This window comes from Streptomyces sp. NPDC037013 (genome assembly GCF_055607265.1).
Map to the genome: position 1 here is coordinate 119846 of NZ_JBVJRV010000008.1, position 26037 is coordinate 145882.

The window sequence follows — 26037 nt, forward strand, 5'->3', positions numbered from 1 at the left end:
TTACTCCTCGCCACTCTCGTCGAGCCAGCCCATGGACCGTTCCACGGCCTTGAGCCAGCTCTTGTACTCACGGTCGCGGGTGCCCGCGTCCATGTGGGGGGTCCATTCGGCGGCCCGGCGCCAGTTGGCGCGCAGCTCGTCGGTCGAGGACCAGAAGCCGACGGCGAGACCGGCGGCGTAGGCGGCGCCGAGGCAGGTCGTCTCGGCGACCATCGGGCGCACCACGGGCGCGTCGAGGAAGTCCGAGAGGGTCTGCATCAGCAGGTTGTTGGAGGTCATGCCGCCGTCGACCTTGAGGGCCGCGAGCTCGACGCCGGAGTCCTTCGTCATGGCGTCGGTGATCTCACGGGTCTGCCAGGCCGTGGCCTCCAGGACGGCGCGCGCGATGTGCGCCTTGGTGACGTACCGGGTCAGACCGGCGATCACACCGCGGGCGTCGGAGCGCCAGTACGGGGCGAACAGGCCGGAGAAGGCCGGTACGAAGTAGGCGCCGCCGTTGTCCTCGACCGACGACGCGAGCGTCTCGATCTCGGCGGCGGAGTTGATCAGGCCCATCTGGTCGCGCATCCACTGCACCAGCGAACCGGTGACGGCGATGGAGCCCTCCAGGGCGTAGACCGGCTTCTGGTCGCCGATCTGGTAGCCGACCGTGGTCAGCAGGCCCGAGTAGGAGTTGATGGCCTTGTCACCGGTGTTCATCAGCATGAAGGTGCCGGTGCCGTAGGTGGACTTGGCCTCGCCCTCGTCGAAGCAGGTCTGGCCGAAGAGGGCCGCCTGCTGGTCGCCGAGCGCGGAGGCGACCGGGATGCCGCCGAGGAGGTCGCCGAGCTGTCCGCCGGTGACCTCGCCGTAGACCTCGGCGGAGGAGCGGATCTCGGGGAGCATCTGCGCGGGGACGCCGATGGACTCGCAGATGCGCTCGTCCCACTCCATCTTGTGGAGGTTCATCAGCATGGTGCGGGAGGCGTTGGTGACGTCGGTGACGTGCTTGCCGCCGTCGGTCCCGCCGGTCAGGTTCCAGATGACCCAGGAGTCCATGGTGCCGAAGAGGATGTCGCCGGCCTCGGCGCGCTCGCGCAGGCCCTCGACGTTGTCGAGCAGCCAGCGGGCCTTGGGGCCCGCGAAGTAGGACGCGAGGGGCAGGCCGGTCTCGCGGCGGAAGCGGTCCTGGCCGACGTTGCGTCCGAGCTCCTTGCAGAGCGCGTCGGTGCGGGTGTCCTGCCAGACGATGGCGTTGTGCACCGGCTCGCCGGTGTTCTTGTCCCACAGCAGCGTGGTCTCACGCTGGTTGGTGATGCCGATGGCCTTGATGTCGTCGCGGGTGATGCCGGCCTTGGAGACGGCCCCGGCGACGACCTCCTGGACGTTGGTCCAGATCTCGGCGGCGTCGTGCTCGACCCAGCCCGGCTTCGGGAAGATCTGCTCGTGCTCCTTCTGGTCGACGGAGACGATCCGGCCGTCCTTGTCGAAGACGATGCAGCGGCTAGAGGTGGTGCCCTGGTCGATGGCCGCGATGAAGGGGCCTGCGGTGTGTGCGTCGGTCACGGTGTGCTCCAGAAGTTCTTTGCTGACGGCTCTCAAGCCTCTGTGGCGGTCATCGGTCGCTGTCGTGGGTCTACTTGAACGCGACGTTGTACAGACCGCCGGCGATGGCGCCACCGATCAGCGGGCCGACGATCGGCACCCAGGCGTACGACCAGTCCGAGCTGCCCTTGTTCGGCAGCGGGAGCACGGAGTGGACGATGCGCGGACCGAGGTCGCGGACGGGGTTGATCGCGTAGCCCGTGGGGCCACCGAGCGAGAGGCCGATGCCGACCACGACGAGGGCGGTGATCAGGGCGCCGAGGACGCCGAGGCCGTTGCCGCCGTCGTTCAGGCCCTGCGTCAGGATGGCGAGGACCAGGACGACCGTGGCGATGATCTCCGTGAGCACGTTCTGGACGTAGTTCCGGATCTCGGGGCCGGTCGAGAAGATGCCGAGCACCGGTCCTGCCGCGGGCGCGGCCTTCTGGTCGACCATGCCTTCCTCGGCGGGCTGCGCCGCGAGGATCTCGGGGTCGGTCAGGTGGGCAGTGAACTGGCCCAGGTAGGTGACCCACACCAGCACGGCGCCGATCATCGCGCCCAGCAGCTGGGAGCCCAGGTAGAGCGGAACGTCGCTCCACTTGGTGCCGCCCTCGATGGCGAGGCCGAGCGTGACCGCCGGGTTGAGGTGGGCACCGGAGACACCACCCGCGAGGTAGGCGCCGGTCAGTACGGCGAAGCCCCACCCGAAGGTGATGGCGAGCCAGCCGGCGTCCTTGGCCTTTGAGCGCTTGAGCGTGACGGCGGCGCACACGCCACCGCCGAGCAGGATGAGCACGGCGGTACCGATGGTCTCGCCGATGAAGATGTCGGAGCTGGACACCCGCGACTCCTTTGTCCTTCGTCCAGGGGAAGGCGAACCCCGGGTCCCTCCGGTGGTCCGCGACCTCAGGTGAGGTCGGTTGCCGGCCCTTGGCCTTGTCACACTCTAACGCGTAATGCCGGTAGGTGTTCGACAATGCCGACCGATGGACGCGAGTCTCACCCCGGGGTTACTGGCACGTCAAGAGTTCTGTTATTGAAAACACGATCGTTATTGATCGTTCCGCGTTATCGGTTCCGACCCGCCCTCACGGGGGCCGTACGCGTGCCCCGATCCTCGCGCGAACGCGTGCCACCTGCGTGTTGGAGCCGCGAGGCGACGGGGAAGGGGGAAGGGCGGTCAGAAGCGCCCGGCGCCCAGATCGCGGGAGACGGCGCGCGCGCAGTCCCGCACGGCGGCGATCAGCTCGGGCCGCAGCTCCCCGTCGCGGCAGACCCGCTCCACGGCGCCGGTGATGCCGACCGCGCCGACCGGCATGCGCCGCCGGTCGTGGATGGGGGCCGCCACGGAGGCGATGCCCTCCCAGGTCTCCTCCACGTCCGCCGCGTACCCGCGCGCGCGGGTCACGTCGAGGATGCCCTCGAACCCCTCGGGGTCGGTCACGGTACGCGCGGTGAAGGTGTTGCGCTCGGCCTCGACGGCCTCGTGGTGCGCGACCGGGTCGTACGCGGAGAGGACCTTGCCCAGCGCCGTGGAGTGCAGCGGCTGCATGGCCCCGACCTCCAGGACCTGGCGGCTGTCGTCGGGCCTGAAGACGTGGTGGACGATGAGGACGCCCTGCTGGTGCAGGACCCCGAGGTGGACGCTCTCGCCGCTGGAACGGGCCAGGTCGTCGGTCCACACCAGCGCGCGGGCGCGCAGCTCGTGCACGTCCAGATAGCTGTTGCCCAGGCGCAGCAGTTCGGCGCCCAGCTGGTAGCGGCCCGAGGCGGGGTCCTGCTCGACGAAGCCCTCCGCCTGAAGGGTGCGCAGAATGCCGTGCGCCGTACCCTTGGCGAGGTCGAGGGTGGAGGCGATCTCCGAGAGTCCGAGCCGTCGCTCGCCGCCCGCGAGCAGCCGCAGCATCGCCGCGGCCCTTTCGAGCGACTGGATGTTGCGTGCCATCGCAGCCCCGACCTCCGTCCCCTCGCGCCCTGCCGTCGTGTCCCATGCCGACGCGCCCATGGCGACGTTCGGCAATGCTGAACACTATCGGTCGTTGTCGACCTCTCGCTAATGCGCGGACGGCCCGTGTTGCCGCCTTCCCCGTCCCGGGCGCGGGAACCGGCCACGAGCGAGCCGCGAGTCCGCCTCGTGGACTCCTCGACGCAGGGACCTTGGTCCCGGCTACCCTGGCCGGGTGCGCCCTCCAACCAGAAGGCGCAAAGCCGACAGCCGTCGCACTCCAGGGAGCTCTTTCATGGCCTCGTCGCCTACCCCGTCGTCGCAGTCCACGCCCGTTCCGCTCGAGAGCGGAGCCCGAGCCGACGCCCTCCGCGAGGCCCTCGCCACCCGCGTGGTGGTGGCCGACGGCGCGATGGGCACCATGCTCCAGGCCCAGGACCCCACGATGGAGGACTTCCAGCAGCTCGAAGGCTGCAACGAAGTCCTGAACGTCACCCGCCCCGACATCGTGCGCTCCGTCCACGAGGAGTACTTCGCGGTCGGCGTGGACTGCGTGGAGACCAACACCTTCGGCGCGAACTTCGCCGCCCTGAGCGAGTACGACATCCCGGAGCGCAACTTCGAGCTCTCCGAGGCCGGCGCCCGCATCGCCCGCGAGGTCGCCGACGAGTTCACCCGCGACACCGGGCAGCAGCGCTGGGTCCTCGGCTCCATGGGCCCCGGCACCAAGCTGCCGACCCTCGGCCACGCCCCGTACGCCACCCTGCGCGACGCCTACCAGATCAACGCCGAGGGCATGATCGCCGGCGGCGCCGACGCCCTCCTGGTGGAGACCACCCAGGACCTCCTGCAGACCAAGGCCGCCATCCTCGGCGCCCGGCGCGCTCTGGACGCCACCGGCGCCAACCTCCCGGTGATCTGCTCCGTCACCGTCGAGACCACCGGCACCATGCTCCTCGGCTCCGAGATCGGCGCCGCGCTCACCGCGCTGGAGCCGCTCGGCATCGACATGATCGGCCTGAACTGCGCCACCGGCCCGGCCGAGATGAGCGAGCACCTGCGCTACCTCGCCCGCCACTCGCGCGTCCCGATCTCCTGCATGCCCAACGCGGGCCTGCCCGTCCTCGGCAAGGACGGCGCCCACTACCCGCTGACCGCCCCCGAGCTCGCCGACGCCCAGGAGAACTTCGTACGCGAGTACGGCCTCTCCCTGGTCGGCGGCTGCTGCGGCACCACCCCCGAACACCTGCGCCAGGTCGTCGAGCGGGTACGCGGCAAGGAGACCACCCCCCGCGAGCCCCGCCCGGAGCCCGGCGCCGCCTCGCTGTACCAGACGGTGCCGTTCCGGCAGGACACCGCGTACATGGCGATCGGCGAGCGGACCAACGCCAACGGGTCGAAGAAGTTCCGCGAGGCCATGCTGGAGGGCCGCTGGGACGACTGCGTCGAGATGGCGCGCGACCAGATCCGCGAGGGCGCGCACATGCTCGACCTGTGCGTCGACTACGTGGGGCGCGACGGCGTCGCCGACATGGCCGAACTGGCCGGCCGGTTCGCCACCGCCTCCACGCTGCCGATCGTCCTGGACTCCACCGAACTGCCCGTCCTGCAGGCCGGGTTGGAGAAGCTGGGCGGCCGCGCCGTCATCAACTCCGTCAACTACGAGGACGGCGACGGCCCCGAGTCCCGCTTCACCAAGGTCACCGCCCTCGCCAAGGAACACGGCGCCGCCCTGATCGCGCTGACCATCGACGAGGAGGGCCAGGCCCGCACCGCCGAGCACAAGGTCGCCATCGCCGAGCGCCTCATCGACGACCTCACCGGCAACTGGGGCATCCACGAGTCGGACATCCTCATCGACACCCTGACCTTCACCATCTGCACCGGCCAGGAGGAGTCCCGCAAGGACGGCATCGCCACCATCGAGGCGATCCGCGAACTCAAGCGCCGCCGGCCGGGCGTACAGACCACGCTCGGCCTGTCGAACATCTCCTTCGGCCTCAACCCGGCCGCCCGCGTCCTGCTCAACTCCGTCTTCCTGGACGAGTGCGTCAAGGCCGGCCTCGACTCCGCCATCGTGCACGCCTCGAAGATCCTGCCGATCGCGCGCTTCGACGAGGAACAGGTCACCACCGCCCTCGACCTCATCTACGACCGGCGCGCCGAGGGCTACGACCCGCTGCAGAAGCTCATGGAGCTCTTCGAGGGCGTCTCCACCAAGTCGATGAAGGCGGGCAAGGCCGAGGAACTCCTCGCCCTGCCCCTGGACGAGCGGCTGCAGCGCAGGATCATCGACGGCGAGAAGAACGGCCTGGAGGCCGACCTCGACGAGGCGCTCCAGGACACCCCCGCCCTCGACATCGTCAACAACACCCTCCTGGAGGGCATGAAGGTCGTCGGCGAACTCTTCGGCTCCGGCCAGATGCAGCTGCCCTTCGTGCTCCAGTCGGCCGAGGTGATGAAGACCGCCGTCGCCTACCTCGAACCGCACATGGAGAAGACCGACGACGAGGGCAAGGGCACCATCGTGCTCGCCACGGTCCGCGGCGACGTGCACGACATCGGCAAGAACCTCGTCGACATCATCCTGTCCAACAACGGCTACAACGTCGTCAACCTCGGCATCAAGCAGCCCGTCGCGGCGATCCTGGACGCGGCCGAGGAACACCGCGCCGACGTCATCGGCATGTCCGGCCTCCTGGTCAAGTCCACCGTGATCATGAAGGAGAACCTGGAGGAGCTGAACCAGCGCAAGATGGCGGCCGACTTCCCCGTCATCCTGGGCGGCGCCGCCCTCACCCGCGCCTACGTCGAGCAGGACCTGCACGAGATCTACGAGGGCGAGGTGCGCTACGCCCGGGACGCGTTCGAGGGCCTGCGCCTGATGGACGCCCTCATCGCGGTCAAGCGCGGAGTGCCCGGCGCCACCCTCCCCGAGCTCAAGCAGCGCCGCGTGCCCTCCAAGGCCACCACGGCCCTCCTCGAGGCCGACGAGGCGGAACAGCCGGCCCGCTCCGACGTGGCCACCGACAACCCGGTCCCCACCCCGCCGTTCTGGGGCACCCGCGTCGTCAAGGGCATCCAGCTCAAGGAGTACGCGTCCTGGCTGGACGAGGGCGCGCTGTTCAAGGGCCAGTGGGGCCTGAAGCAGGCCCGCACCGGCGACGGCCCCTCGTACGAGGAGCTCGTCGAGAGCGAGGGACGGCCCCGCCTGCGCGGCTGGCTGGACCGGCTGCAGACCGACAACCTCCTGGAGGCCGCCGTCGTCCACGGCTACTTCCCCTGCGTCTCCAAGGGCGACGACCTGATCATCCTGGGCGAGGACGGCTCGGAGCGCACCCGCTTCACCTTCCCGCGCCAGCGGCGCGGACGGCGGCTGTGCCTGGCCGACTTCTTCCGGCCCGAGGAGTCCGGCGAGACCGACGTCGTCGGCCTGCAGGTCGTCACCGTCGGATCGAAGATCGGTGAGGCCACCGCCGAGCTGTTCGCCGCCGACTCCTACCGCGACTACCTCGAACTGCACGGCCTGTCCGTCCAGTTGGCCGAGGCCCTGGCCGAGTACTGGCACGCCCGCGTCCGCTCCGAGCTGGGCTTCGCCGGCGAGGACCCGGCCGACGTCGAGGACATGTTCGCGCTCAAGTACCGCGGCGCGCGCTTCTCCCTCGGCTACGGCGCCTGCCCCGACCTGGAGGACCGCGCGAAGATCGCCGAGCTGCTCCGGCCGGAGCGGATCGGCGTGCAGCTCTCGGAGGAGTTCCAGCTCCACCCCGAGCAGTCCACCGACGCCATCGTCATCCACCACCCCGAGGCGAAATATTTCAACGCGCGCTGATCCGGCGCGGTCGTACACTGGTCGGTCCAGTGCAGGCCGGTTGCCTTCCCGTCAGAAGGAGGCAGCCGGCCTTCTCGTCCCTCATGGAAGGTGTGGTCGCATGACCAGTACGGTTCCCGCGCTCGGCACCCCAATGGCCGAAGGTTCCGCCCTGCAGGGTGTGCTGCTCGACATGGACGGAACCCTCGTGGACACCGAGGGCTTCTGGTGGGACGCGGAGGTCGAGGCCTTCGCCTCCCTCGGGCACGCGCTCGACGAGGCCTGGCGCGACGTCGTCGTGGGCGGACCCATGACGCGCAGCGCGGGCTTCCTCATCGAGGCCACCGGCGCGGACATCACGGTGCCCGAGCTCACCGTGCTGCTCAACGACAGCTTCGAGAAGCGCATCAGCCGCACCCTGCCGCTGATGCCGGGCGCCGCGCGCCTGCTCGCCGAACTCGGCGCGCACGGCGTGCCGATGGCCCTGGTCTCGGCGTCGCACCGGCGCATCATCGACCGCGTCCTGGACTCGATCGGCGCCCACCACTTCGAACTCACCGTCGCCGGCGACGAGGTGGCCCGCACCAAGCCCCACCCCGACCCCTACCTCCTGGCGGCCCGGGGCCTCGGCGCGGACCCCACCCGGTGCGCGGTCATCGAGGACACCGCGACCGGTGTCGCGGCGGCGGAGGCCGCGGGATGCCGCGTGGTGGCCGTGCCGTCCGTCGCGCCCATCCCGGCCATCGCGGGCCGCACCGTCGTCCCCTCCCTGGAACACGTCAACGTGCCTTTCCTGCAAGGCCTGATGACCCTCTGACAGTTCCGTCCCAGGCCCCCCCGGAGGTGTGACGTTTCCCACTCCGATGAGGGTCGACAGGGGTGCCCGCATATGCAGCGGCCCCCTTTCCGGGTCCCGGAGGCGTGACGATGTGTCCCGATTGATGGGAGCGTGCACGAAACCTTCCGGTGTCGGGTTATCGGTGTGTCCACGCCCGGTTTCGCAGCGTGATTGATCCATGGTTCACGCGCCCTCCGACGCTCATCTGGTGCGGACTAATCTCGTCGCGAGAACATCGCCCCACCCCCGTGCCCCACCAACCCACACCCCGCGTTGCGGGATTCACGGGATCCAAGAGCTCTGGAGAACGTCGAGCATGAACCGCAAGACTTTGGTGCTGCCGGCTGTCATAGGTCTGCTCGCCCCCGCGCTCGCCGCGTGCGGTGGCTCGGACGGTTCGGACGGCGACAAGCCGATCGCCGTCGGCACCACGGACCCGTTCGCCATCTCGAAGGAGGTCCCGGCGCCCTTCGACCCGGCGTACGCCTACGACGCCGGCTCCTGGAACCTCCTGCGCCAGACCGTGCAGACGCTCATGGCCATGCCGCGCGGCGGCGGTGACCCGCAGCCCGAGGCCGCCGAGAAGTGCGGCTTCACCGACACGGGCAACGAGCGCTACGCCTGCACCCTGCGCAAGGGGCTGACGTTCTCCGACGGCAAGCCGCTGACCGCCGCCGACGTGAAGTTCTCCATCGAGCGGGTCCGCGACATCAAGATCGAGCACCCCAGCGGTTCGGACGGCCTGGTCTCCAACGTCGACGAGATCGAGGTCCAGGGCGCCCGCGACATCGTCTTCCACCTCAAGAAGCCGGACGCCACGTTCCCGTTCAAGCTGGCCACCCCCACCGCGGGCATCGTCAGCAAGGAGCACTACAGCAAGACCAAGCTGCGCGACGGCTTCGAGGTGTCCGGCTCCGGCCCGTACACCGCCGAGCAGGACGTCGAGAACGGCCGCCTGGTCAAGACCGTCTTCACCAAGAACCCCAAGTACAAGGGCGGGTTCAAGGTGCAGAGCGACAAGGTGGAGCTGCGCAACTTCCCCGACACCGACGCCATGGGCAAGGCGCTGGAGGACGGCGACATCGACCTGATGACGCGCACCATGTCGCCCCAGCAGGTCCGGGAGCTCGACGCCGGTTCGAGCGGGAAGATCGACCTGGTCGACATGCAGGGCCTGGAGATCCGCTACCTCGCCTTCAACACCGACGCGCCGGTCGCCAAGAACAAGGCGGTCCGCCAGGCCATGGCCCAGCTCGTCGACCGCGGCGCGCTGGCCTCCTCGGTGTACGGCTCGACGGCCGACCCGCTGTTCTCGCTGGTGCCCTCCACCATCACCGGCCACGCCAACTCGTTCTTCAACAAGTACGGCAACCCGAGCACGGCCAAGGCCCGCAACCTCCTCGAGAAGGCGAACATCTCCACCCCGGTGAAGATGACGCTGCACTACACCACGAACCACTACGGGCCGGGCACCAAGAAGGAGTTCGAGCTGCTGCAGAAGCAGCTGAACAAGTCCGGTCTCTTCGACGTGTCCATCAAGGGCGTGCCGTGGAACACCTTCCGCGCGGCCGCGCACGACGGCAAGTACGCGGCCTACGGCATGGGTTGGTTCCCCGACTTCCCCGACGCCGACAACTTCCTCGCGCCCTTCCTCGACAAGGACAACTTCCTCGGCTCGCCGTACGTGAACAACACGATCAACGACCAGCTGATCCCGGCCTCCCGTCGCGAGGCCGACCGGCTCGCCGCCTCCAAGAGCATCCGCCGGATCCAGGACATCGTCGCCGAGGACGTGCCGGTGCTCCCGCTGTGGCAGGGCAAGCAGTACATCGCGGCACGCGACGACATCACGGGCGTCGAGTGGGCCCTGAACTCCTCGTCCAACCTCCAGCTGTGGGAGCTCGGCCGCGGCGTGAGCGGCTGACCCGCGCCGGGGCTCTCCCGGGGCACCCACAAGTTCAGCGAACGACCACAACACCAAAGGCACGTACGTGAAATGTCGTAACCAGTGGCTGGCCCTTCCCCTCACGGGAGGGCTCGCCGCCGCCCTGCTGACCGGCTGCGGCACGGAATCGGGCGGCGCGGGGGACACGGGCGACGCGGTCGTGATGGGGATGTCCGACGACGTCCTCGCCACCGACCCGGCATCCGGCTACGACCCCGGGTCCTGGCTCCTGTTCAACAACGTCTTCCAGTCGCTCCTGAGCTTCCCCAAGGGCGCCACCGAGCCCGAGCCGGAGGCGGCGCGGGAGTGCGGCTTCACCGACATGGAGGCGAAGGTCTTCAAGTGTGAGCTGCGCGACGGGCTGAAGTTCAGCAATGGCAACGCGCTGACCTCGAAGGACGTCAAGTTCTCCTTCGACCGCATGCGGAAGATCAAGGACGACGCCGGTCCGGCGATCATGTTCCCGATGCTGGACCGCGTGGAGACCCCGAACGCCAAGACGGTCGTCTTCAAGCTGAAGTACTCCGACGCGACCTTCCCCAGCAAGATCGCCTCGGGCGCCGGCTCGATCGTGGACCACCGCGAGTACGACATGAACGGGCTCCGCCAGGACGGCAAGGCCGTCGGCTCCGGCCCGTACAAGCTGGACTCCTTCGACAAGGAGCAGGCGGTCTTCTCCGTCAACTCCGACTACAAGGGCACGGCCAAGGTCAAGAACGACGGCATGGCCCTCAAGTTCTTCCACGGCGACCAGAAGGGCCTGAAGAAGGCGCTCCTGGCCCACGAGATCGACCTGGCCTACCGAGGCCTCGCCGCCGCGGACATCGCGGACATCGAGCGCGACACCTCCAAGGACGGCCAGGACGTCGACATCGTGGAGGGCACCAGCGCCGAGGTGCAGCACCTGGTCTTCAACATGAAGGACCCGGTGGCGGGCAAGCTCGGCGTGCGCAAGGCCATCGCCTACCTGCTCGACCGGGACGCCCTGGTCAAGGAGGTCTACCAGGACACGGCCACGCCGCTCTACTCGATCGTCCCCGCGGGCATCGGCGGCCACAACACCGCGTTCTTCGACACCTACGGCGCCCGTCCGCAGCGCGCCAAGGCCGCCGCCGCCCTGCGTGGCGACGGCATCGACGGCAAGGTCAAGCTCACCCTCTGGTCGACCCCCTCGCGCTATGGCCCGGCCACCGACCAGGAGCTGGAGGCCATCGCCAAGCAGCTCAACGCCTCCGGCCTGTTCGACGCCGAGGTGAAGTCCGTCGAGTTCAAGCAGTACGAGAAGGACATCGAGGCCGGCAAGTACGGCGTCTACGTCAAGGGCTGGGTGCCGGACTACCCGGACCCCGACAACTTCACGCAGCCGTTCTTCGGCAAGGGCAACGTCCTCGACAACCACTTCGTGAACAACACCATCACCGGCAAGATCATCCCGGGGACGGCGACGGAGAGCGACCGCACCAAGACCGACAAGCAGTACGGCCAGCTGCAGGACATCGTGGCCGAGCAGCTGCCCGTCCTGCCGGTCTGGCAGGCCAAGCAGTACGCGGTCGCCAACGACAGCGTCTACGGCCTGGAGTCCTGCCTCGACGCGTCGACGGTCTTCCGCTTCTGGGAGATCAGCAAGGGCTGACGCCCGACCCGCGAGCCCGACGACGAAGGTGGCCGCCCCCGCGAGGGGACGGCCACCTTCGTCGTGCGCGCCGCGGGCAGCGGCGACGTCTCCTACTGGGCGCCCGGCCGGACCAGCCCGCTCTCGTACGCGTACACGGCGGCCTGCACCCGGTCGCGCAGCCCCAGCTTCGTCAGCACATGACCCACATGGGTCTTCACGGTCGTCTCGCTCACGAAGAGGTCCGCGGCGATCTCCGCGTTCGACAGGCCGCGGGCGACCAGCTTCAGGACCTCGACCTCGCGGTCGGTGAGCGTGTGCAGGGTGTCCGGCACCGGCTCGTCGCCGGAGGGCAGATGCGCGGAGTACTTGTCGAGAAGGCGGCGGGTGATGCTCGGCGCGAGCATCGCCTCACCCGCGGCGACCACCCGGATCGCCTGCACCAGCTCGTTGGCCGGGGCGTCCTTCAGGAGGAAGCCGCTGGCCCCGGCGCGCAGCGCCTCCACCACGTACTCGTCGAGGTCGAAGGTGGTCAGCACCAGCACCTTCGCCGGACCGTCCCGGCCCGGGCCGGTGATCTGGCGGGTCGCCTCGACGCCGTCCATCCGCGGCATGCGGATGTCCATCAACACCACATCGGGCTGCAGCGCCCGCACCTGGTCGAGGGCCTGCAGGCCGTCTCCGGCCTCGCCGACGACCGCGATGTCCTGCTCGGCCTCCAGGATCATCCGGAAGCCGGTGCGCAACAGCGGCTGGTCATCGACCAGTAGGACGCGGATGGCCACGAGTCTCTCCTTAGCTAGCCCGGGCCCATTCTGCCCTGCTCGCCCCCGGCCGACTCGGGCGCCCTCACAGGAAGCGGATACGGCGGGGGAGTCCCCCCGAATTCAGGGCATACCGCCTGGTGATCGCACCAACCGCACAATTTGGTCGGCCGCGGCCGCCAGTTCCCCGTCGCCGTCGCCAGCTCGATCGCCTCCCACAGCGCGAGCAGCTTCCGCTCCACCCGCTCCAGATCGGCCACGACCGGGTCATACGTGATCACATCGCCGCTGCCCAGATAGACCAGCTGCAGACGGCGCGGCACGACACCCTTCAGCCGCCACACCACCAGCGCGTAGAACTTCATCTGGAACAGCGCGCCCTCCGCGTACTCCGGACGCGGGGCCTTGCCCGTCTTGTAGTCGACGATGCGGACCTCACCCGAAGGCGCCACGTCCACCCGGTCGATGATGCCGCGCAACCGCAGCCCCGACTCCAGCTCCGCCTGGACGAACAGCTCCCGCTCGGCCGGCTCCAGACGGGTCGGATCCTCCAGCGTGAACCAGCGCTCCACAAGACGCTCCGCGTCGGACAGCCAGCGCGCCATCCGCTCACCCTCCGGATCGTCCGCGAACAACTCCGTCAGCTCCGGCTTCGCCTCCCGCAGCCGGTCCCACTGACCCGGGATCAGCGCCTTGGCGCGCGGCGCCGTACGCTCACTCGCCGGCGCGTCGAAGAGCCGCTCGAGGACCGCGTGGACCAGCGTCCCCCGCGTCGCCGCCTCACTCGGCTTCTCCGGCAGCTTGTCGATCACCCGGAAGCGGTAGAGCAGCGGGCACTGCATGAAATCGCCCGCACGCGAGGGCGACAGAGACGCCGGGCGCACGGCCGCCACGGCATCGTCGGTGCTGGTTTCCATGAGGACAGACCCTACGACCCGCCACTGACAACAGCCGCATACCATCGACGACAGACCCTCTCGCCCTGCATGATCGTGCGGGTGACCGCGCCACACCGGGGCGAGGGACGCTTCGAACGAGGGGACATCGTGGACGAAAGCGGCGGGAGCGGCAAGCCGCAGTCCGACGGCGCCGAAGGCCTGCGGCCGAGCGACGCGGACGGCTCCCCGGAGCCGACGCGCCCGGTCGACACGGCCGAACAGCCGGCGCGGCGCCCGGTCGACACGGCCCGCGAGCCAGAACGCCCGGCGGACACACCCGACGAGCCGGACCGCCCGGCAGACCGGACCGACGAACCGCACCGGCCCCGGCCCGACGACACCGGCACGCACCCCACCGGGCCACGCCCGGAACAGGACACGCCCACCCCGGCCCACCCCCACGAGGAACCGGCCCCCAGGCCGCACCCCTCCCTCACCAAAACCCCCGACGACGACCGGCCCACCCAGCCGCGCCCCGCGCACGGAGGCCCCACCGGCAAAGGACCCGTGCCGCCCAGGACCCGCAAAGGACCCGGCGGCGGCCTCCTCATGGGCAGACCCTTCGGCGTACCGGTCTACGTCGCACCCAGCTGGTTCCTCGTCGCCGCCCTCATCACCTGGGTCTTCGGCGACCAGCTCGACCGCGTCCTGCCCGAACTCGGCGCCACCCGCTACCTCGTCGCCCTCTTCTTCGCCGTCGCCTTCTACGCCTCCGTCCTCGTCCACGAACTGGCCCACACCGTCGCCGCCCTCCGCTTCAAGCTCCCCGTCCGCCGCATCCAGCTCCAGTTCTTCGGCGGCGTATCCGAGATCGAAAAGGAATCGGAGACCCCCGGCCGCGAATTCGTCCTCGCCTTCGTCGGCCCCCTCCTCTCCCTCGTCCTCGCCGGCGTCTTCTACGCCGGCATGCGGGCCGTCGAACCCGGCACGGTCCCCGGCGTCCTGCTCGCCGGACTGATGATCTCCAACCTCATCGTCGCCGCGTTCAACCTCCTGCCCGGCCTCCCCCTGGACGGCGGCCGCATGCTGCGCGCCGTCGTCTGGAAGATCACCGGCAAACCCATGAGCGGCACCGTCGCCGCCGCCTGGGTCGGCCGCGCCCTCGCCATCTCCGTCCTCATCGGACTGCCCCTGCTCAACCAGTCGGGCGCCCTCGGCGGCGACGCCCAGGACATCGGCGGCATGAACACCGTCACCGACGCCCTGCTCGCCGCCATCCTCGCCGCGATCATCTGGACCGGCGCAGGAAACAGTTTGCGCATGGCCCGCCTGCGCGAACACCTCCCCGAACTCCGCGCCCGCACCCTCACCCGCCGCGCCGTACCCGTAGAAAGCGCCACCCCGCTCTCCGAAGCCCTGCGCAGGGCCAACGACGCCGGCGCCCGCGCCCTCGTCGTCGTCGACGCCGACGGCGACCCCATGGCCGTCGTCCGCGAAGCCGCCATCGTCTCCGTCCCCCAGCACCGGCGGCCCTGGGTCAGCGTCGGCGGCCTCGCCCAGGACATCACCGAAGGCATGCGGATCTCCGCCGAGCTCACCGGCGAAGAACTCCTCGACACACTCCGCGCCACCCCCGCCACCGAATACCTCGTCGTCGAGGAGTCCGGCGAGATCTACGGAGTACTGTCCGCCGCCGACGTCGAGCGCGCCTTCGTCAAGGCCATGGCACGGCCCAGCTGACCACCGCCCCCGGGCGGCCGTGGTCCGCGGGCCGCGCCACGGCCGGTAGGCTGGTCACATGTCCGAACCGACCGGTGCCGCCCGCCGTCGCGGGCCCTTCAAGGTCGGGGACCAGGTCCAGCTCACCGACCCCAAGGGACGCCACTACACGTTCACGCTCGAGGCCGGGAAGAATTTCCACACCCACAAGGGTTCCTTCCCCCACGACGAGCTGATCGGCGCTCCCGAGGGCAGTGTTGTCCGAACCACGGGAAACGTCGCCTACCTGGCGCTGCGACCCCTGCTCCCCGACTACGTCCTGTCCATGCCCCGCGGCGCCGCCGTGGTCTACCCCAAGGACGCGGGGCAGATCCTGGCCTTCGCCGACATCTTCCCCGGCGCCCGCGTCGTGGAGGCGGGCGTGGGATCCGGCTCGCTCAGCAGCTTCCTGCTGCGCGCCATCGGCGACCAGGGGATGCTGCACTCCTACGAGCGCCGCGAGGACTTCGCCGAGATCGCCCAGCAGAACGTGGAGCGCTACTTCGGCGGCCCGCACCCCGCCTGGCAGCTCACCGTCGGCGACCTCCAGGACAACCTCAGCGACACCGAGGTCGACCGCGTCATCCTGGACATGCTCGCCCCCTGGGAGTGCCTGGAGGCCGTCTCCAAGGCGCTCGTCCCCGGCGGCATCCTCTGCTGCTACGTGGCCACCACCACCCAGCTCGCCAGGACCGTCGAGTCCATCCGCGAGATCGGCGGCTTCAACGAGCCCACCGCCTGGGAATCGATGATCCGCAACTGGCACATCGAGGGCCTCGCCGTCCGCCCGGACCACCGCATGATCGGCCACACCGGCTTCCTCCTCACCGCCCGCCGCTTGGCGGACGGCGTCGAGCCGCCCATGCGCCGCCGCCGCCCCGCCAAGGGCGCCTACGGCGAGGACTACTCCGGCCCCAATGCCGACGGCGGCACCCCGCGCTGACCCGCGCGGCGGGCCCCCGCCAATGAGCAGGCGCCGCCGCCGAGTTCCCTGACCGACCAGGGAACTCGGCGGCGGCGCCGTTTCGTTGACAGGTCACCAGCCCCGTACCGCAAGAACCGCGAGAACCACCGGACCACCACCGCGACCCCGGTGTTCCACCTCACTGTGACGTATGGCACGATGCTGGCCACCCCCCCCGCCGGCACAGCCCTCACAGGAGACACTTCCTCGTGCAGCACCCCGCCGTCCCGGAACTGGCACACACCACCGCCCGCCCCATCCACTGGCTCGCCACCGCGGCCGCGCTCGCCGCCGTCGTCGCAGCCTCCGCCGTCCTCCAGCCCGACGCGGCCACCGCCGCCCAGACAGGCGCAGGACCACACTCCAGAGCCGCCGCGGCCGCACCCGCCCCGGCCCCCGCACCCGACCCCGCCGCCGTCGACTTCCCCCTCGACTGCGGCCCCGTGAAATCCGTGGTGAAGAAGAAGGCCACCGGCGACCTGGACGGCGACGGCCGACCCGAGACCGTGGCCGCCGTGCACTGCGAGGCCGGCTCCGGCACCCCGCCCGACGGCATCTACGTGATCACCCGCACCGGCAAGGGCAAGCCCCGCGTCGTCGCCACCCTCCTCGACCCCAAGGGCCGGCAGAACGCGAGCGACCTCGCCGTGCGTGACGGCGCCGTGACCGCCACCCTCCTCGGCTACTCCTCACCCGACGTGCCGCGCTGCTGCCCCGACCGACGGGACAAAGCCAAGTGGCGATGGCGGAACGGCACATTCGAGCGGTCCGCCCCCGCGGGCGCGCGCAGCGTGTGAGACACGGCCCGACGCGGCATCACGCCGCGTCGGGACCGTACACCTCGACCCCGTCCGAAACCCGGCGCACATGAATACAGTCCCCGGGACACTCCTTCGCCGAGTCCACGACATCCCGGAGCAGCGGCAGCGGCACCGGCGTTGTCGCCCCCTGCGCCTGCAACAGCTCGTCATCGGCACTCTTCACATACGCCAGCCCGTCGATGTCCAGCTCGAAGACCTCGGGCGCGTACTGCGCACAGATGCCGTCCCCGGTACAGAGGTCCTGGTCGATCCAGACCTCCAGAGCCTGGCCCTCACTGCCGGTCTCGGCCTCGTGCCCCACGGTCATCTCTCCTGCCGATCGCTGCGCCGGACGGCCCGACATTGCAGCAAGTCGGGCCAGCCCTGACGGGTGTTGAACGCTTCGACGATACAACCGCCCGCTTTCCGATGTTGTTGGGTGGGTATTCACCTGGCGTGAGGGAGAGCGCAAGGGTGAAGATCGGACACACCCCCATCGTCTTTGTGATCTAGGGGTTTCAATCGACACCCACCCAGGTAGGGTCTGGAAGCGTCCAGCTCCCCTTGGAGGAGGTGAGGACCGTGGCAGCCCACGACGACGACATCAACCGCGGCATCCGGCCCGGGCGAGGGTCTGAAGACCCTGCCGGTCAGGTTGCCTATCTCGAGCAGGAAATCGCCGTCCTGCGACGCAAGCTCGCCGACTCTCCGCGTCATACGAGGATTCTCGAAGAGCGGATCGTCGAGCTGCAGACCAACCTGGCCGGCGTGTCCGCACAGAACGAGCGGCTCGCCAACACGCTCCGTGAGGCCCGCGACCAGATCGTGGCCCTCAAGGAAGAAGTCGACCGGCTCGCGCAGCCACCGGCCGGCTTCGGAGTCTTCCTCGTGGCGAACGAGGACGGCACGGCGGACATCTTCACCGGGGGCCGCAAGCTCCGGGTGAACGTCAGCCCCAGCGTGGAGCTCGAAGAGCTCAGGCGCGGCCAGGAAGTAATGCTCAACGAAGCGCTCAACGTGGTCGAGGCCATGGAGTACGAGCGCGTCGGGGACATCGTCACCCTCAAGGAGATCCTCGAGGACGGCGAGCGCGCCCTGGTGCTCGGGCACACCGACGAGGAACGGGTGGTGCGGCTCGCCGAGCCGCTGCTGGACGTCACCATCCGCCCCGGCGACGCCCTGCTGCTCGAACCCCGCTCCGGCTACGTCTACGAGGTCGTCCCCAAGAGCGAGGTCGAAGAACTCGTCCTCGAAGAGGTCCCGGACATCGGCTACGAACAGATCGGCGGCCTGGGCAACCAGATCGAACTGATCCGCGACGCGGTCGAACTGCCCTACCTCTACCCCGACCTCTTCAAGGAGCACGAACTGCGGCCGCCCAAGGGCGTCCTGCTGTACGGGCCCCCCGGCTGCGGCAAGACACTGATCGCCAAAGCCGTCGCCAACTCCCTTGCCAAGAAGGTCGCCGAAGTGACCGGACAGGCAGCGGGAAAGAGCTACTTCCTCAACATCAAGGGACCCGAACTCCTCAACAAGTACGTCGGCGAGACCGAGCGCCACATCCGCCTGGTCTTCCAGCGTGCCCGGGAGAAGGCGAGCGAGGGCACCCCCGTCATCGTCTTCTTCGACGAGATGGAGTCCCTCTTCCGCACCCGCGGATCCGGAGTCAGCTCGGACGTGGAGAACACCATCGTCCCGCAGCTGCTCGCCGAGATCGACGGCGTGGAAGGCCTGGAGAACGTCATCGTCATCGGCGCCTCCAACCGCGAGGACATGATCGACCCCGCCATCCTGCGGCCCGGCCGGCTCGACGTGAAGATCAAGATCGAGCGCCCGGACGCCGAGGCGGCGAAGGACATCTTCGCCAAGTACCTCACCGAACGGCTCCCACTGCACGCGGACGACCTCGCCGAGCACAGCGCCGACCGGCGCGCCACCGTGCACGGCATGATCCAGTCGGTCGTCGAGCAGATGTACGCCGAGTCCGAGGAGAACCGCTTCCTCGAGGTGACGTACGCCAACGGCGACAAGGAAGTCCTGTACTTCAAGGACTTCAATTCCGGCGCCATGATCGAAAACATCGTGGGCCGCGCCAAGAAGATGGCCATCAAGGCCTTCCTCGAGGCGAACCAGAAGGGCCTCAGGGTCGCCCATCTCCTCCAGGCTTGCATCGACGAGTTCAAGGAGAACGAGGACCTGCCCAACACCACCAACCCGGACGACTGGGCCAGGATCTCCGGAAAGAAGGGTGAACGGATCGTCTACATCCGCACCCTCGTCACCGGAAAACAGGGCGCTGACACCGGACGCTCCATCGACACGGTGGCCAACACCGGTCAATACCTGTAGAACACAGGGCGGCTGCGGGTGTCCTTCACGGGTACCCGCAGCCGTCTGTTTTTCAATGAAGGCAATGATCTCCCCACCAGCGCAAAGGCGTTCTAGGCTCTTCGGTACCGCCGAGTCGCGCAGTGCGGGGACGGGCACCGCACACGCACCGGAGAACCAGCGGTACTTGAGCGCCGTTCCCGAAGGGGAGCGCCGCCGGGCAAGGAGGGCCGCATGACCGTACGGCGAGTAATGGGCATCGAGACGGAGTACGGCATCTCCGTCCCCGGCCACCCCAACGCCAATGCCATGCTCACCTCGTCCCAGATCGTCAACGCCTATGCCGCGGCGATGCACCGGGCGCGACGCGCCCGCTGGGACTTCGAGGAGGAGAACCCGCTGCGGGACGCGCGGGGTTTCGACCTCGCCCGCGAGGCCGCCGACTCCAGCCAGCTGACCGACGAAGACATCGGCCTGGCCAATGTGATCCTCACCAACGGCGCACGCCTGTACGTCGACCACGCACACCCCGAGTACAGCTCACCGGAGATCACCAACCCCCTGGACGCCGTCCTGTGGGACAAAGCCGGCGAACGCATCATGGCCGAGGCCGCCGACCGCGCCGCCCAGCTCCCCGGCGCCCAGCCGATCCACCTCTACAAGAACAACACCGACAACAAAGGCGCCTCCTACGGCACGCACGAGAACTACCTGATGAAGCGGGAGACCCCCTTCTCCGACATCGTGCGCCACCTGACGCCCTTCTTCGTCTCCCGCCAGGTCGTCACCGGCGCCGGCCGCGTCGGCATCGGCCAGGACGGCCACGAACACGGCTTCCAGCTCAGCCAGCGCGCCGACTACTTCGAGGTCGAGGTGGGCCTGGAGACGACGCTGAAACGGCCCATCATCAACACCAGGGACGAGCCCCACTCCGACGCCGAGAAGTACCGCAGACTGCACGTCATCATCGGCGACGCGAACCTCTCCGAGATCTCGACCTACCTGAAACTCGGCACCACCTCGCTCGTCCTTGCCATGATCGAGGACGGCTTCATCGCCGTCGACCTCGCCGTGGACCAGCCGGTGCGCACACTCCACCAGGTCTCGCACGACCCCACACTCAGCCACCTCGTCACGCTCCGCAGCGGCCGCTCACTCACCGCCGTACAGCTCCAGATGGAGTACTTCGAGCTGGCACGCAAATACGTCGAGGAGCGGTACGGCTCGGACGCCGACGCCCAGACGAAGGACGTCCTGGCCCGCTGGGAAGACGTCCTCACCCGCCTGGAGAGCGACCCGATGAGCCTCTCCGGAGAGCTCGACTGGGTCGCCAAGCGCGAGCTCATGGAGGGCTACCGCCGCCGCGACAGCCTCGACTGGGACGCCGCACGGCTCCACCTGGTCGACCTCCAGTACGCGGACGTACGGGCCGAGAAGGGCCTCTACAACCGTCTGGTGGCCCGGGGCAAGATAAAGCGGCTCCTCGACGAGACGGACGTCGAGCGCGCCATCACCAAGCCGCCGGAGGACACACGCGCGTACTTCCGCGGCCGCTGCCTGGAGCAGTACGCGGACGACGTGGCCGCGGCGTCCTGGGACTCGGTCATCTTCGACCTCCCGGGCCGTGACTCCCTGCAACGGGTGCCCACGCTGGAGCCCCTGCGCGGCACGCGGAACCACGTCAAGGAGCTGCTGGACCGCTGCCGCACGGCAGAGGATCTGGTTCGGGTGCTCTCCGGCGGCTGAAAGGTCATCGCCGGGGGAATCACAGAGGTGGGTCCCGCACGTTGAGCCAAGTGCGGGGCCGATGTCGGACCCGGAGCGTAGGGTCTGATCAAGAACGTCTAACCGAGCGAGCGGGGTGAGGTAGATGGCGACCAAGGACACCGGCGGCGGACAGCAGAAGGCGACGCGTCCCACCGAGGAGACCGAGGAGCAGACGCAGGACGCGCAGGCCTCCGAGGACCTCAAGGAACGCCAGGAGAAGCTGAGCGACGACGTCGACTCGGTTCTTGACGAAATTGACGATGTACTCGAGGAAAATGCCGAGGACTTCGTGCGGAGTTTCGTGCAAAAAGGCGGACAGTGACCCATGTGTCCGACTCTGAGGTCGGGAAGCGCTGTGCGGGTTGCGGGCGGACGCTGGCGACAGCGTTCTTCGCGGCCGACAGGAACCGGCGTGATGGACTTCAGACGCGTTGCCGAGAGTGCGTGGCGGAGTACAGCGCCGCGCACTATCGCCGCCGCAGGGCGGCGCTGGGTAAGACGGTGCGCGAGAAAGTCGAGGTACCCGCAGGGCACAAGCTGTGCCGCACTTGCGGCGAGGTCAAACCGCACAGCGAGTGGCACCGGAATGCGGCCGCCTCGGATGGCCTGTCGACGCGCTGCAAGGCGTGCCGGGCCATCCAGGGGCGGGAGGGGCATCTGAAGCGCCAGTACGGCATGACCGAAGCCGAGCGCGACGAGATGATCGCCTCCCAGATGGGGCTCTGCGTGATCTGTCTCAGTGCCCCCGCCGCCCATGTGGATCACTGCCACGAGACGGGTAAAGTCCGTGGCGTACTGTGCTTCAACTGCAATTCGGCCATCGGCAAGTTGGGAGACGATCCCGACACTGTTCGTCGGGCTGCCGCCTACCTGGAGGGAACCTCGTGGAAGCCAACACTCGTGGCACAGGGCGTCTACCAGCTGCCTTCCTGACGCCTGGTTCGTCGTCGTTCATGGATTTCCTGTCCGAGCACCAGCCCGAGATCCTGCCCGGCAACCGTCAACTGCCGCCCACCCAGGGCGTCATCGAGGCGCCGCACGGCACGACCATCGTGGCCGTGACGTTCCCCGGTGGTGTGGTCCTCGCCGGTGACCGGCGGGCGACGATGGGCAATGTGATCGCCCAGCGCGACATCGAGAAGGTCTTCCCGGCCGACGAGTACTCGGCGGTGGGCATCGCCGGCACCGCCGGTCTGGCCGTCGAGATGGTCAAGCTCTTCCAGCTGGAGCTGGAGCACTTCGAGAAGGTGGAGGGCGCGACGCTCTCCCTGGAGGGCAAGGCGAACCGCCTGTCCACCATGATCCGCAGCAATCTGGGCATGGCCATGCAGGGCCTCGCCGTGGTGCCGCTCTTCGCGGGGTATGACGTGGACCGCGAGAAGGGGCGCATCTTCTCGTACGACGTGACGGGTGGGCGTTCCGAGGAGCACGGTTTCGCGGCGACCGGTTCCGGGTCGGTCTTCGCGCGCGGTGCGATGAAGAAGCTCTACCACGACGGTCTGACGGAGGAGCAGGCGACGACGCTGGTCGTGCAGGCGCTCTATGACGCGGCCGATGACGATTCGGCGACCGGTGGTCCGGATGTGGCCCGCCGGATCTATCCGATCGTCACGGTCATCTCGGACGAGGGCTTCCGCAGGCTGACGGAGGACGAGTCCTCCGCGATCGCGCGCGCCATCCTGGAGAAGCGGCTCGAGCAGCCGGACGGCCCGCGCGCCGCTCTGCTCTGATCGCTCCGAATTCGCCACTGACTGAAGTTTTTTGACAGAAAGGGACGGATCCGGTGTCGACGCCGTTCTATGTCTCACCCCAGCAGGCCATGGCCGACCGGGCGGAATACGCCCGGAAGGGTATCGCCCGCGGCCGCAGCCTTGTCGTGATGCAGTATGCCGACGGCATCGTGTTCGTCGGCGAGAACCCGTCCCGTGCGCTGCACAAGTTCAGCGAGATCTACGACCGGATCGGCTTCGCGGCCGCGGGCAAGTACAACGAGTACGAGAATCTGCGGATCGGTGGCGTGCGCTACGCCGACCTTCGCGGGTACACGTACGACCGTGACGACGTGACGGCCCGCGGGCTCGCCAACGTCTACGCGCAGACGCTCGGCACGATCTTCTCCAGCAATGCGGAGAAGCCGTACGAGGTCGAGCTGGTCGTCGCCGAGGTGGGTGCCACCCCGGACGGCGATCAGATCTACCGTCTGCCGCATGACGGATCGATCGTGGATGAGCACGGTTCGGTCGCCGTGGGCGGCAATGCCGAGCAGATCAGCAACTATCTCGATCAGCGCCACCAGGACGGGATGACGCTGGCCGAGGCGCTCAAGCTCGCGGTCCAGGCGCTGTCCCGCGACACCAACGGCAGCGAGCGGGAGATCCCCGCGGAGCGGCTGGAGGTGGCGGTCCTCGACCGGACGCGTCCGCAGCAGCGGAAGTTCAAGCGGATCGTGGGGCGTCAGCTCTCGCGTCTGCTGGACGAGGGCGGCGCGACGGACGCGGCCACGGACACGGAGCCGGAGGCGGAGCCGGGCGGGGCCACCCCGACCTCCGGTGGCGACGTCGAGTAACACCCCTCAGTAGGTGACGTGAGCGCCCCGTGTCCCGGCCCGACGGCCGGGGCGCGGGGCGCTTTCGTGCGCCCGGGGGGGGGCTCAGCGGGCGGGGCCCGTGGAGCCGCGGACGGTCAGCCGCACGGGCAGTGGCGTGGCGTCCGGGGCGCGTCCTTCCAGGACGGCGACGAGGGATTCCATGCCGCGTTCTCCGAAGCGTTCGGCGGGCAGTCGGACCGTGGTGAGTTCCGGTTCGACGGCGGTCGCCAGGGTGAGGTCGTCGAAGCCGGTGACGGAGACGTCCTCGGGGATGTGCAGGCCGAGTCGGCGGGCCGCTTTGCAGGCGCCTGCGGCGAGGAAGTCGTCGTCGCAGATGATCGCGGTGGGGCGGGGGCCGGGGGTGGAGAGGGCGGCTTCGGCGACGGCGCGGGCGCCTTCGACGTTGAGGGGTGCGGCCACGCGGCGTACGGCGGTGTCGGTGCCGCGGAGGGTGCGGGCGAGGGCTTCGGCGCGTACGTCGAAGGTCCAGGAGTCGACGTCGGCGGCGAGGTGCAGGAAGTCGCGGTGGCCGAGGGTGAGGAGATGCTCCGTCACCTGGCGCATGCCGTCGGCGAGGTCGAGGTTGACGGTGGCGGCGCCGAGGCTGCCGGCGGGGTCGCTGTCGAGCATCACGAGGGGCAGGTCGTCGCCGCGGATGGTGGCGAGGGCGTCGGATGCCATGGAGGAGGCGAGTACGCCGTCGAGTGAGGCGCGTGCGGAGGCGAAGGGGTCGCGGGCGGGGCCGATGCCGTCGGGGGAGGGGTAGAGGACGACGCCGAAGCCGTGCCGGGCGGCGATGCGGGCGGCTCCGGTGTAGACGTGGGCGAAGAATTCGTTGGTGAGTTCGGGGACGACCAGCAGGGCTGTCTTTGTCCGGCCCAGGCGGAGGTTGCGGGCGGCGAGGTTGGGTCGGTAGCCGATGTCGCGTGCGGCGTTGCGTACGCGTTCGGCGGTGGGTTCGGCGACCCGGCCGCGCCATTTGTCGCCGAGGACCAGGGAGACGGTGGCCTGGGAGACCCCGGCGGCGCGTGCGACGTCGCGGCTGGTGGGGCGGGGCCCCATGGCTTCCTGTTGTGGCCCGGCCACGGTCACCTCCCGGATCGTGTCCGCGGCGGTGATGCGGTGGACCGGCGGACTGCGCTCATGGTACGTATGACGCTCGACGTTATACGTAAAACCTTGGGCGGTGTCGCCCGGCGAAGGGACGGGCCCATGGCGGCCGGATACGCGCAGATCCTGCGGACGAGATACGCGATGCGGCTGCTCGCGGGGACGCTGGTGGGCAGGCTCCCCAACGCCACGGCCGCCATCGCGATCGTGCTGTTCATCCGCGCCGAGGGCGGCACCTACAGCCTGGCCGGCGCCCTCGCCGCGGTGTACGGCGTCGCGAACGCCGTCGGTCAGCCGCTCCTCGGCCGCCTCGTCGACCTGTACGGCCAGCCGCGGGTGCAGCTGCCCGCCGCGCTCCTGTCCGCCGCCGCGATGGCCGCCTTCGCCTTCACCGGGCCGGACCGGCTCGCGCTCGCCCACGTGACGGTGGGCGCCGCCGGCCTCTTCACGCCGCCGCTGGAGGGCGGTCTGCGCGCCCTGTGGCCGAGCGTCCTCGGCAAGGACGAGCAGGTGCACACGGCGTACGCCATGGACGCCATCGCGCAGGAAGTCATGTTCACCGTGGGGCCGTTGCTCGTCACCGGCTGCGTCGCCCTCTGGTCGGAGCAGGCGGCGCTGCTGGTCGTCAACGCGGTGGGCGTGCTGGGGGCGCTCTCCGTGGTGGTGTCGCGGCCCTCGCGCGCCTGGCGCTCGGCGCCCAGGGAGGCGCACTGGCTCGGCGCCCTGCGCTCGCCCGGACTCCTCGCGCTCCTCGGTGCCTTCCTCTTCATCGGCATGGCGCTGGGCTCCATCACCGTCGCCGGGGTGTCCTACGCGGACGACAACGGCGGCGACGCGGTCTACGGGTGGATGATGGCGGCCCTCGGTCTCGGTGCCCTCGTCGGCGGCTCGGTGTACGGGGCGCGGCAGTGGAGCGGCGTGCCGGAGCGGCGGCTGACCGTGCTCGTGGCCCTGCTCGCCGTCTGCTACACGCCGCTGATGCTGACGCCCGGCGCGGTCGCGATGACCGGACTGACCGCGGTCGCCGGTGTCTTCCTCGCTCCGGCGCTGGCCTGTGCCTTCATCATCGTCGACCGGCACGCGCCGCGCGGCACGGTCACGGAGGCGTTCTCGTGGCTGGTGACGACCTTCACGGTGGGCGCCTCGCTGGGTACGGCCGCCGCGGGTCCGGTGGTCGAATGGGGCGGCACGGTGGGGGGCTTCGCGGTGCCGGGGCTCGCGGGTCTGGGCGCGTTGCTGGTTTTGCTGGCCACCGTGCGGGTACTGGTGGCGGTCCCTGATTCCGAGGTCGTTGCGGGTTCATCGGAAAATGATCGAAACGGTGCCGTCGAACCCGGTTTCAGTGCCGGGCATCAGGCGTAATG

21 protein-coding genes are annotated in these 26037 nt (G+C 69.3%); 14 read left to right on the forward strand and 7 right to left on the reverse strand.

Annotation, left to right across the window (positions count from 1 at the left end):
• From glpK to ACZ7DY_RS28945, 3 genes are all read right to left on the reverse strand, one after another.
• A complete protein-coding gene (gene glpK / locus ACZ7DY_RS28935) occupies positions 1-1545 on the reverse strand; it encodes a glycerol kinase GlpK (protein WP_471140214.1) in 1545 nt (514 codons plus the stop codon).
• Positions 1546-1615: 70 nt separating this feature from the next.
• Positions 1616-2407 (reverse strand): MIP/aquaporin family protein, encoded by a 792-nt coding sequence (locus ACZ7DY_RS28940; protein WP_471140216.1) that lies wholly within the window; start codon positions 2405-2407, stop codon positions 1616-1618.
• A 339-nt stretch (positions 2408-2746) separates the two neighbouring features.
• The gene (locus tag ACZ7DY_RS28945; protein WP_471140218.1) at positions 2747-3511 is read right to left on the reverse strand and encodes an IclR family transcriptional regulator; all 765 of its coding nucleotides are present in this window, start codon (positions 3509-3511) and stop codon (positions 2747-2749) included.
• Between the two features lie 295 nt (positions 3512-3806).
• Here ACZ7DY_RS28945 and metH point away from each other — a divergent pair, with 295 nt between their 5' ends.
• The 4 genes from metH (at position 3807) to ACZ7DY_RS28965 (ending at position 11738) form a co-directional block, all read left to right on the forward strand.
• Positions 3807-7343, forward strand: a complete 3537-nt coding sequence (metH, locus tag ACZ7DY_RS28950) for a methionine synthase (RefSeq protein WP_471140220.1) — start codon at positions 3807-3809, stop codon at positions 7341-7343.
• Positions 7344-7443: 100 nt separating this feature from the next.
• Positions 7444-8139, forward strand: coding sequence for an HAD family hydrolase (locus tag ACZ7DY_RS28955; RefSeq protein WP_471140222.1), 696 nt, complete (start codon positions 7444-7446; stop codon positions 8137-8139).
• Between the two features lie 337 nt (positions 8140-8476).
• On the forward strand, positions 8477-10084 hold the full coding sequence (locus ACZ7DY_RS28960; protein WP_471140224.1) for an ABC transporter substrate-binding protein: 1608 nt from the start codon (positions 8477-8479) through the stop codon (positions 10082-10084).
• Positions 10085-10151: 67 nt separating this feature from the next.
• Positions 10152-11738: an ABC transporter substrate-binding protein gene (locus tag ACZ7DY_RS28965; protein ID WP_471140227.1), complete on the forward strand. Its 1587-nt coding sequence runs from the start codon at positions 10152-10154 to the stop codon at positions 11736-11738.
• 92 nt (positions 11739-11830) lie between these two features.
• Here ACZ7DY_RS28965 and ACZ7DY_RS28970 read toward each other — a convergent pair whose 3' ends face one another.
• Together ACZ7DY_RS28970 and ACZ7DY_RS28975 are read right to left on the reverse strand one after the other, a co-directional pair.
• Positions 11831-12502, reverse strand: a complete 672-nt coding sequence (locus ACZ7DY_RS28970) for a response regulator (protein WP_030782872.1) — start codon at positions 12500-12502, stop codon at positions 11831-11833.
• Between the two features lie 14 nt (positions 12503-12516).
• Entirely contained in the window at positions 12517-13398 is an 882-nt protein-coding gene (locus ACZ7DY_RS28975) for a RecB family exonuclease (protein ID WP_471140229.1), read from the reverse strand.
• Positions 13399-13527: 129 nt separating this feature from the next.
• On the opposite strand from ACZ7DY_RS28975, the gene ACZ7DY_RS28980 reads away from it, so the two are divergent.
• The 3 genes from ACZ7DY_RS28980 (at position 13528) to ACZ7DY_RS28990 (ending at position 16878) form a co-directional block, all read left to right on the forward strand.
• Entirely contained in the window at positions 13528-15099 is a 1572-nt protein-coding gene (locus ACZ7DY_RS28980) for a site-2 protease family protein (RefSeq protein ID WP_471140232.1), read from the forward strand.
• Between the two features lie 58 nt (positions 15100-15157).
• The gene (locus ACZ7DY_RS28985; RefSeq protein WP_125511707.1) at positions 15158-16060 is read left to right on the forward strand and encodes a tRNA (adenine-N1)-methyltransferase; all 903 of its coding nucleotides are present in this window, start codon (positions 15158-15160) and stop codon (positions 16058-16060) included.
• A gap of 230 nt (positions 16061-16290) precedes the next feature.
• The gene (locus ACZ7DY_RS28990) at positions 16291-16878 is read left to right on the forward strand and encodes a hypothetical protein (RefSeq protein WP_471140235.1); all 588 of its coding nucleotides are present in this window, start codon (positions 16291-16293) and stop codon (positions 16876-16878) included.
• Between the two features lie 19 nt (positions 16879-16897).
• On the opposite strand, the gene ACZ7DY_RS28995 is transcribed toward ACZ7DY_RS28990, so the two are convergent.
• Positions 16898-17209, reverse strand: coding sequence for a ferredoxin (locus ACZ7DY_RS28995; protein ID WP_471140238.1), 312 nt, complete (start codon positions 17207-17209; stop codon positions 16898-16900).
• A gap of 254 nt (positions 17210-17463) precedes the next feature.
• On the opposite strand from ACZ7DY_RS28995, the gene arc reads away from it, so the two are divergent.
• From arc to prcA, 6 genes are all read left to right on the forward strand, one after another.
• Positions 17464-19230: a proteasome ATPase gene (arc, locus tag ACZ7DY_RS29000; RefSeq protein ID WP_471140240.1), complete on the forward strand. Its 1767-nt coding sequence runs from the start codon at positions 17464-17466 to the stop codon at positions 19228-19230.
• A 213-nt stretch (positions 19231-19443) separates the two neighbouring features.
• The gene (gene dop / locus ACZ7DY_RS29005; protein WP_471140242.1) at positions 19444-20955 is read left to right on the forward strand and encodes a depupylase/deamidase Dop; all 1512 of its coding nucleotides are present in this window, start codon (positions 19444-19446) and stop codon (positions 20953-20955) included.
• A gap of 124 nt (positions 20956-21079) precedes the next feature.
• A complete protein-coding gene (locus ACZ7DY_RS29010; protein WP_150165888.1) occupies positions 21080-21298 on the forward strand; it encodes a ubiquitin-like protein Pup in 219 nt (72 codons plus the stop codon).
• Positions 21299-21303: 5 nt separating this feature from the next.
• The gene (locus ACZ7DY_RS29015) at positions 21304-21909 is read left to right on the forward strand and encodes an endonuclease VII domain-containing protein (RefSeq protein WP_471140245.1); all 606 of its coding nucleotides are present in this window, start codon (positions 21304-21306) and stop codon (positions 21907-21909) included.
• Positions 21861-22706, forward strand: coding sequence for a proteasome subunit beta (gene prcB, locus ACZ7DY_RS29020; RefSeq protein ID WP_471140248.1), 846 nt, complete (start codon positions 21861-21863; stop codon positions 22704-22706). Before ACZ7DY_RS29015 ends, prcB begins: the two co-directional genes overlap by 49 nt.
• 53 nt (positions 22707-22759) lie before the next feature.
• The gene (gene prcA / locus ACZ7DY_RS29025) at positions 22760-23542 is read left to right on the forward strand and encodes a proteasome subunit alpha (protein WP_471140251.1); all 783 of its coding nucleotides are present in this window, start codon (positions 22760-22762) and stop codon (positions 23540-23542) included.
• Between the two features lie 84 nt (positions 23543-23626).
• On the opposite strand, the gene ACZ7DY_RS29030 is transcribed toward prcA, so the two are convergent.
• Positions 23627-24625, reverse strand: a complete 999-nt coding sequence (locus tag ACZ7DY_RS29030; RefSeq protein WP_471140887.1) for a LacI family DNA-binding transcriptional regulator — start codon at positions 24623-24625, stop codon at positions 23627-23629.
• Positions 24626-24775: 150 nt separating this feature from the next.
• Between ACZ7DY_RS29030 and ACZ7DY_RS29035 the strand changes: the two genes are divergently transcribed.
• Complete coding sequence (locus ACZ7DY_RS29035; protein ID WP_471140252.1) at positions 24776-26035, forward strand: MFS transporter; 1260 nt, start codon at positions 24776-24778, stop codon at positions 26033-26035.
• The last annotated feature ends 2 nt before the right edge of the window (positions 26036-26037 follow it).

Coding starts and splice junctions, on each gene's coding strand:
- ACZ7DY_RS28945 (WP_471140218.1), bottom strand. CDS start 3,511: ATGGCACGCAACATCCAGTCGCTCGAAAGGGCCGCGGCGATGCTGCGG.
- metH (WP_471140220.1), top strand. CDS start 3,807: ATGGCCTCGTCGCCTACCCCGTCGTCGCAGTCCACGCCCGTTCCGCTC.
- ACZ7DY_RS28955 (WP_471140222.1), top strand. CDS start 7,444: ATGACCAGTACGGTTCCCGCGCTCGGCACCCCAATGGCCGAAGGTTCC.
- ACZ7DY_RS28960 (WP_471140224.1), top strand. CDS start 8,477: ATGAACCGCAAGACTTTGGTGCTGCCGGCTGTCATAGGTCTGCTCGCC.
- ACZ7DY_RS28975 (WP_471140229.1), bottom strand. CDS start 13,398: ATGGAAACCAGCACCGACGATGCCGTGGCGGCCGTGCGCCCGGCGTCT.
- ACZ7DY_RS28985 (WP_125511707.1), top strand. CDS start 15,158: ATGTCCGAACCGACCGGTGCCGCCCGCCGTCGCGGGCCCTTCAAGGTC.
- ACZ7DY_RS28995 (WP_471140238.1), bottom strand. CDS start 17,209: ATGACCGTGGGGCACGAGGCCGAGACCGGCAGTGAGGGCCAGGCTCTG.
- dop (WP_471140242.1), top strand. CDS start 19,444: ATGACCGTACGGCGAGTAATGGGCATCGAGACGGAGTACGGCATCTCC.
- ACZ7DY_RS29010 (WP_150165888.1), top strand. CDS start 21,080: ATGGCGACCAAGGACACCGGCGGCGGACAGCAGAAGGCGACGCGTCCC.
- ACZ7DY_RS29030 (WP_471140887.1), bottom strand. CDS start 24,625: ATGGGGCCCCGCCCCACCAGCCGCGACGTCGCACGCGCCGCCGGGGTC.
- ACZ7DY_RS29035 (WP_471140252.1), top strand. CDS start 24,776: ATGGCGGCCGGATACGCGCAGATCCTGCGGACGAGATACGCGATGCGG.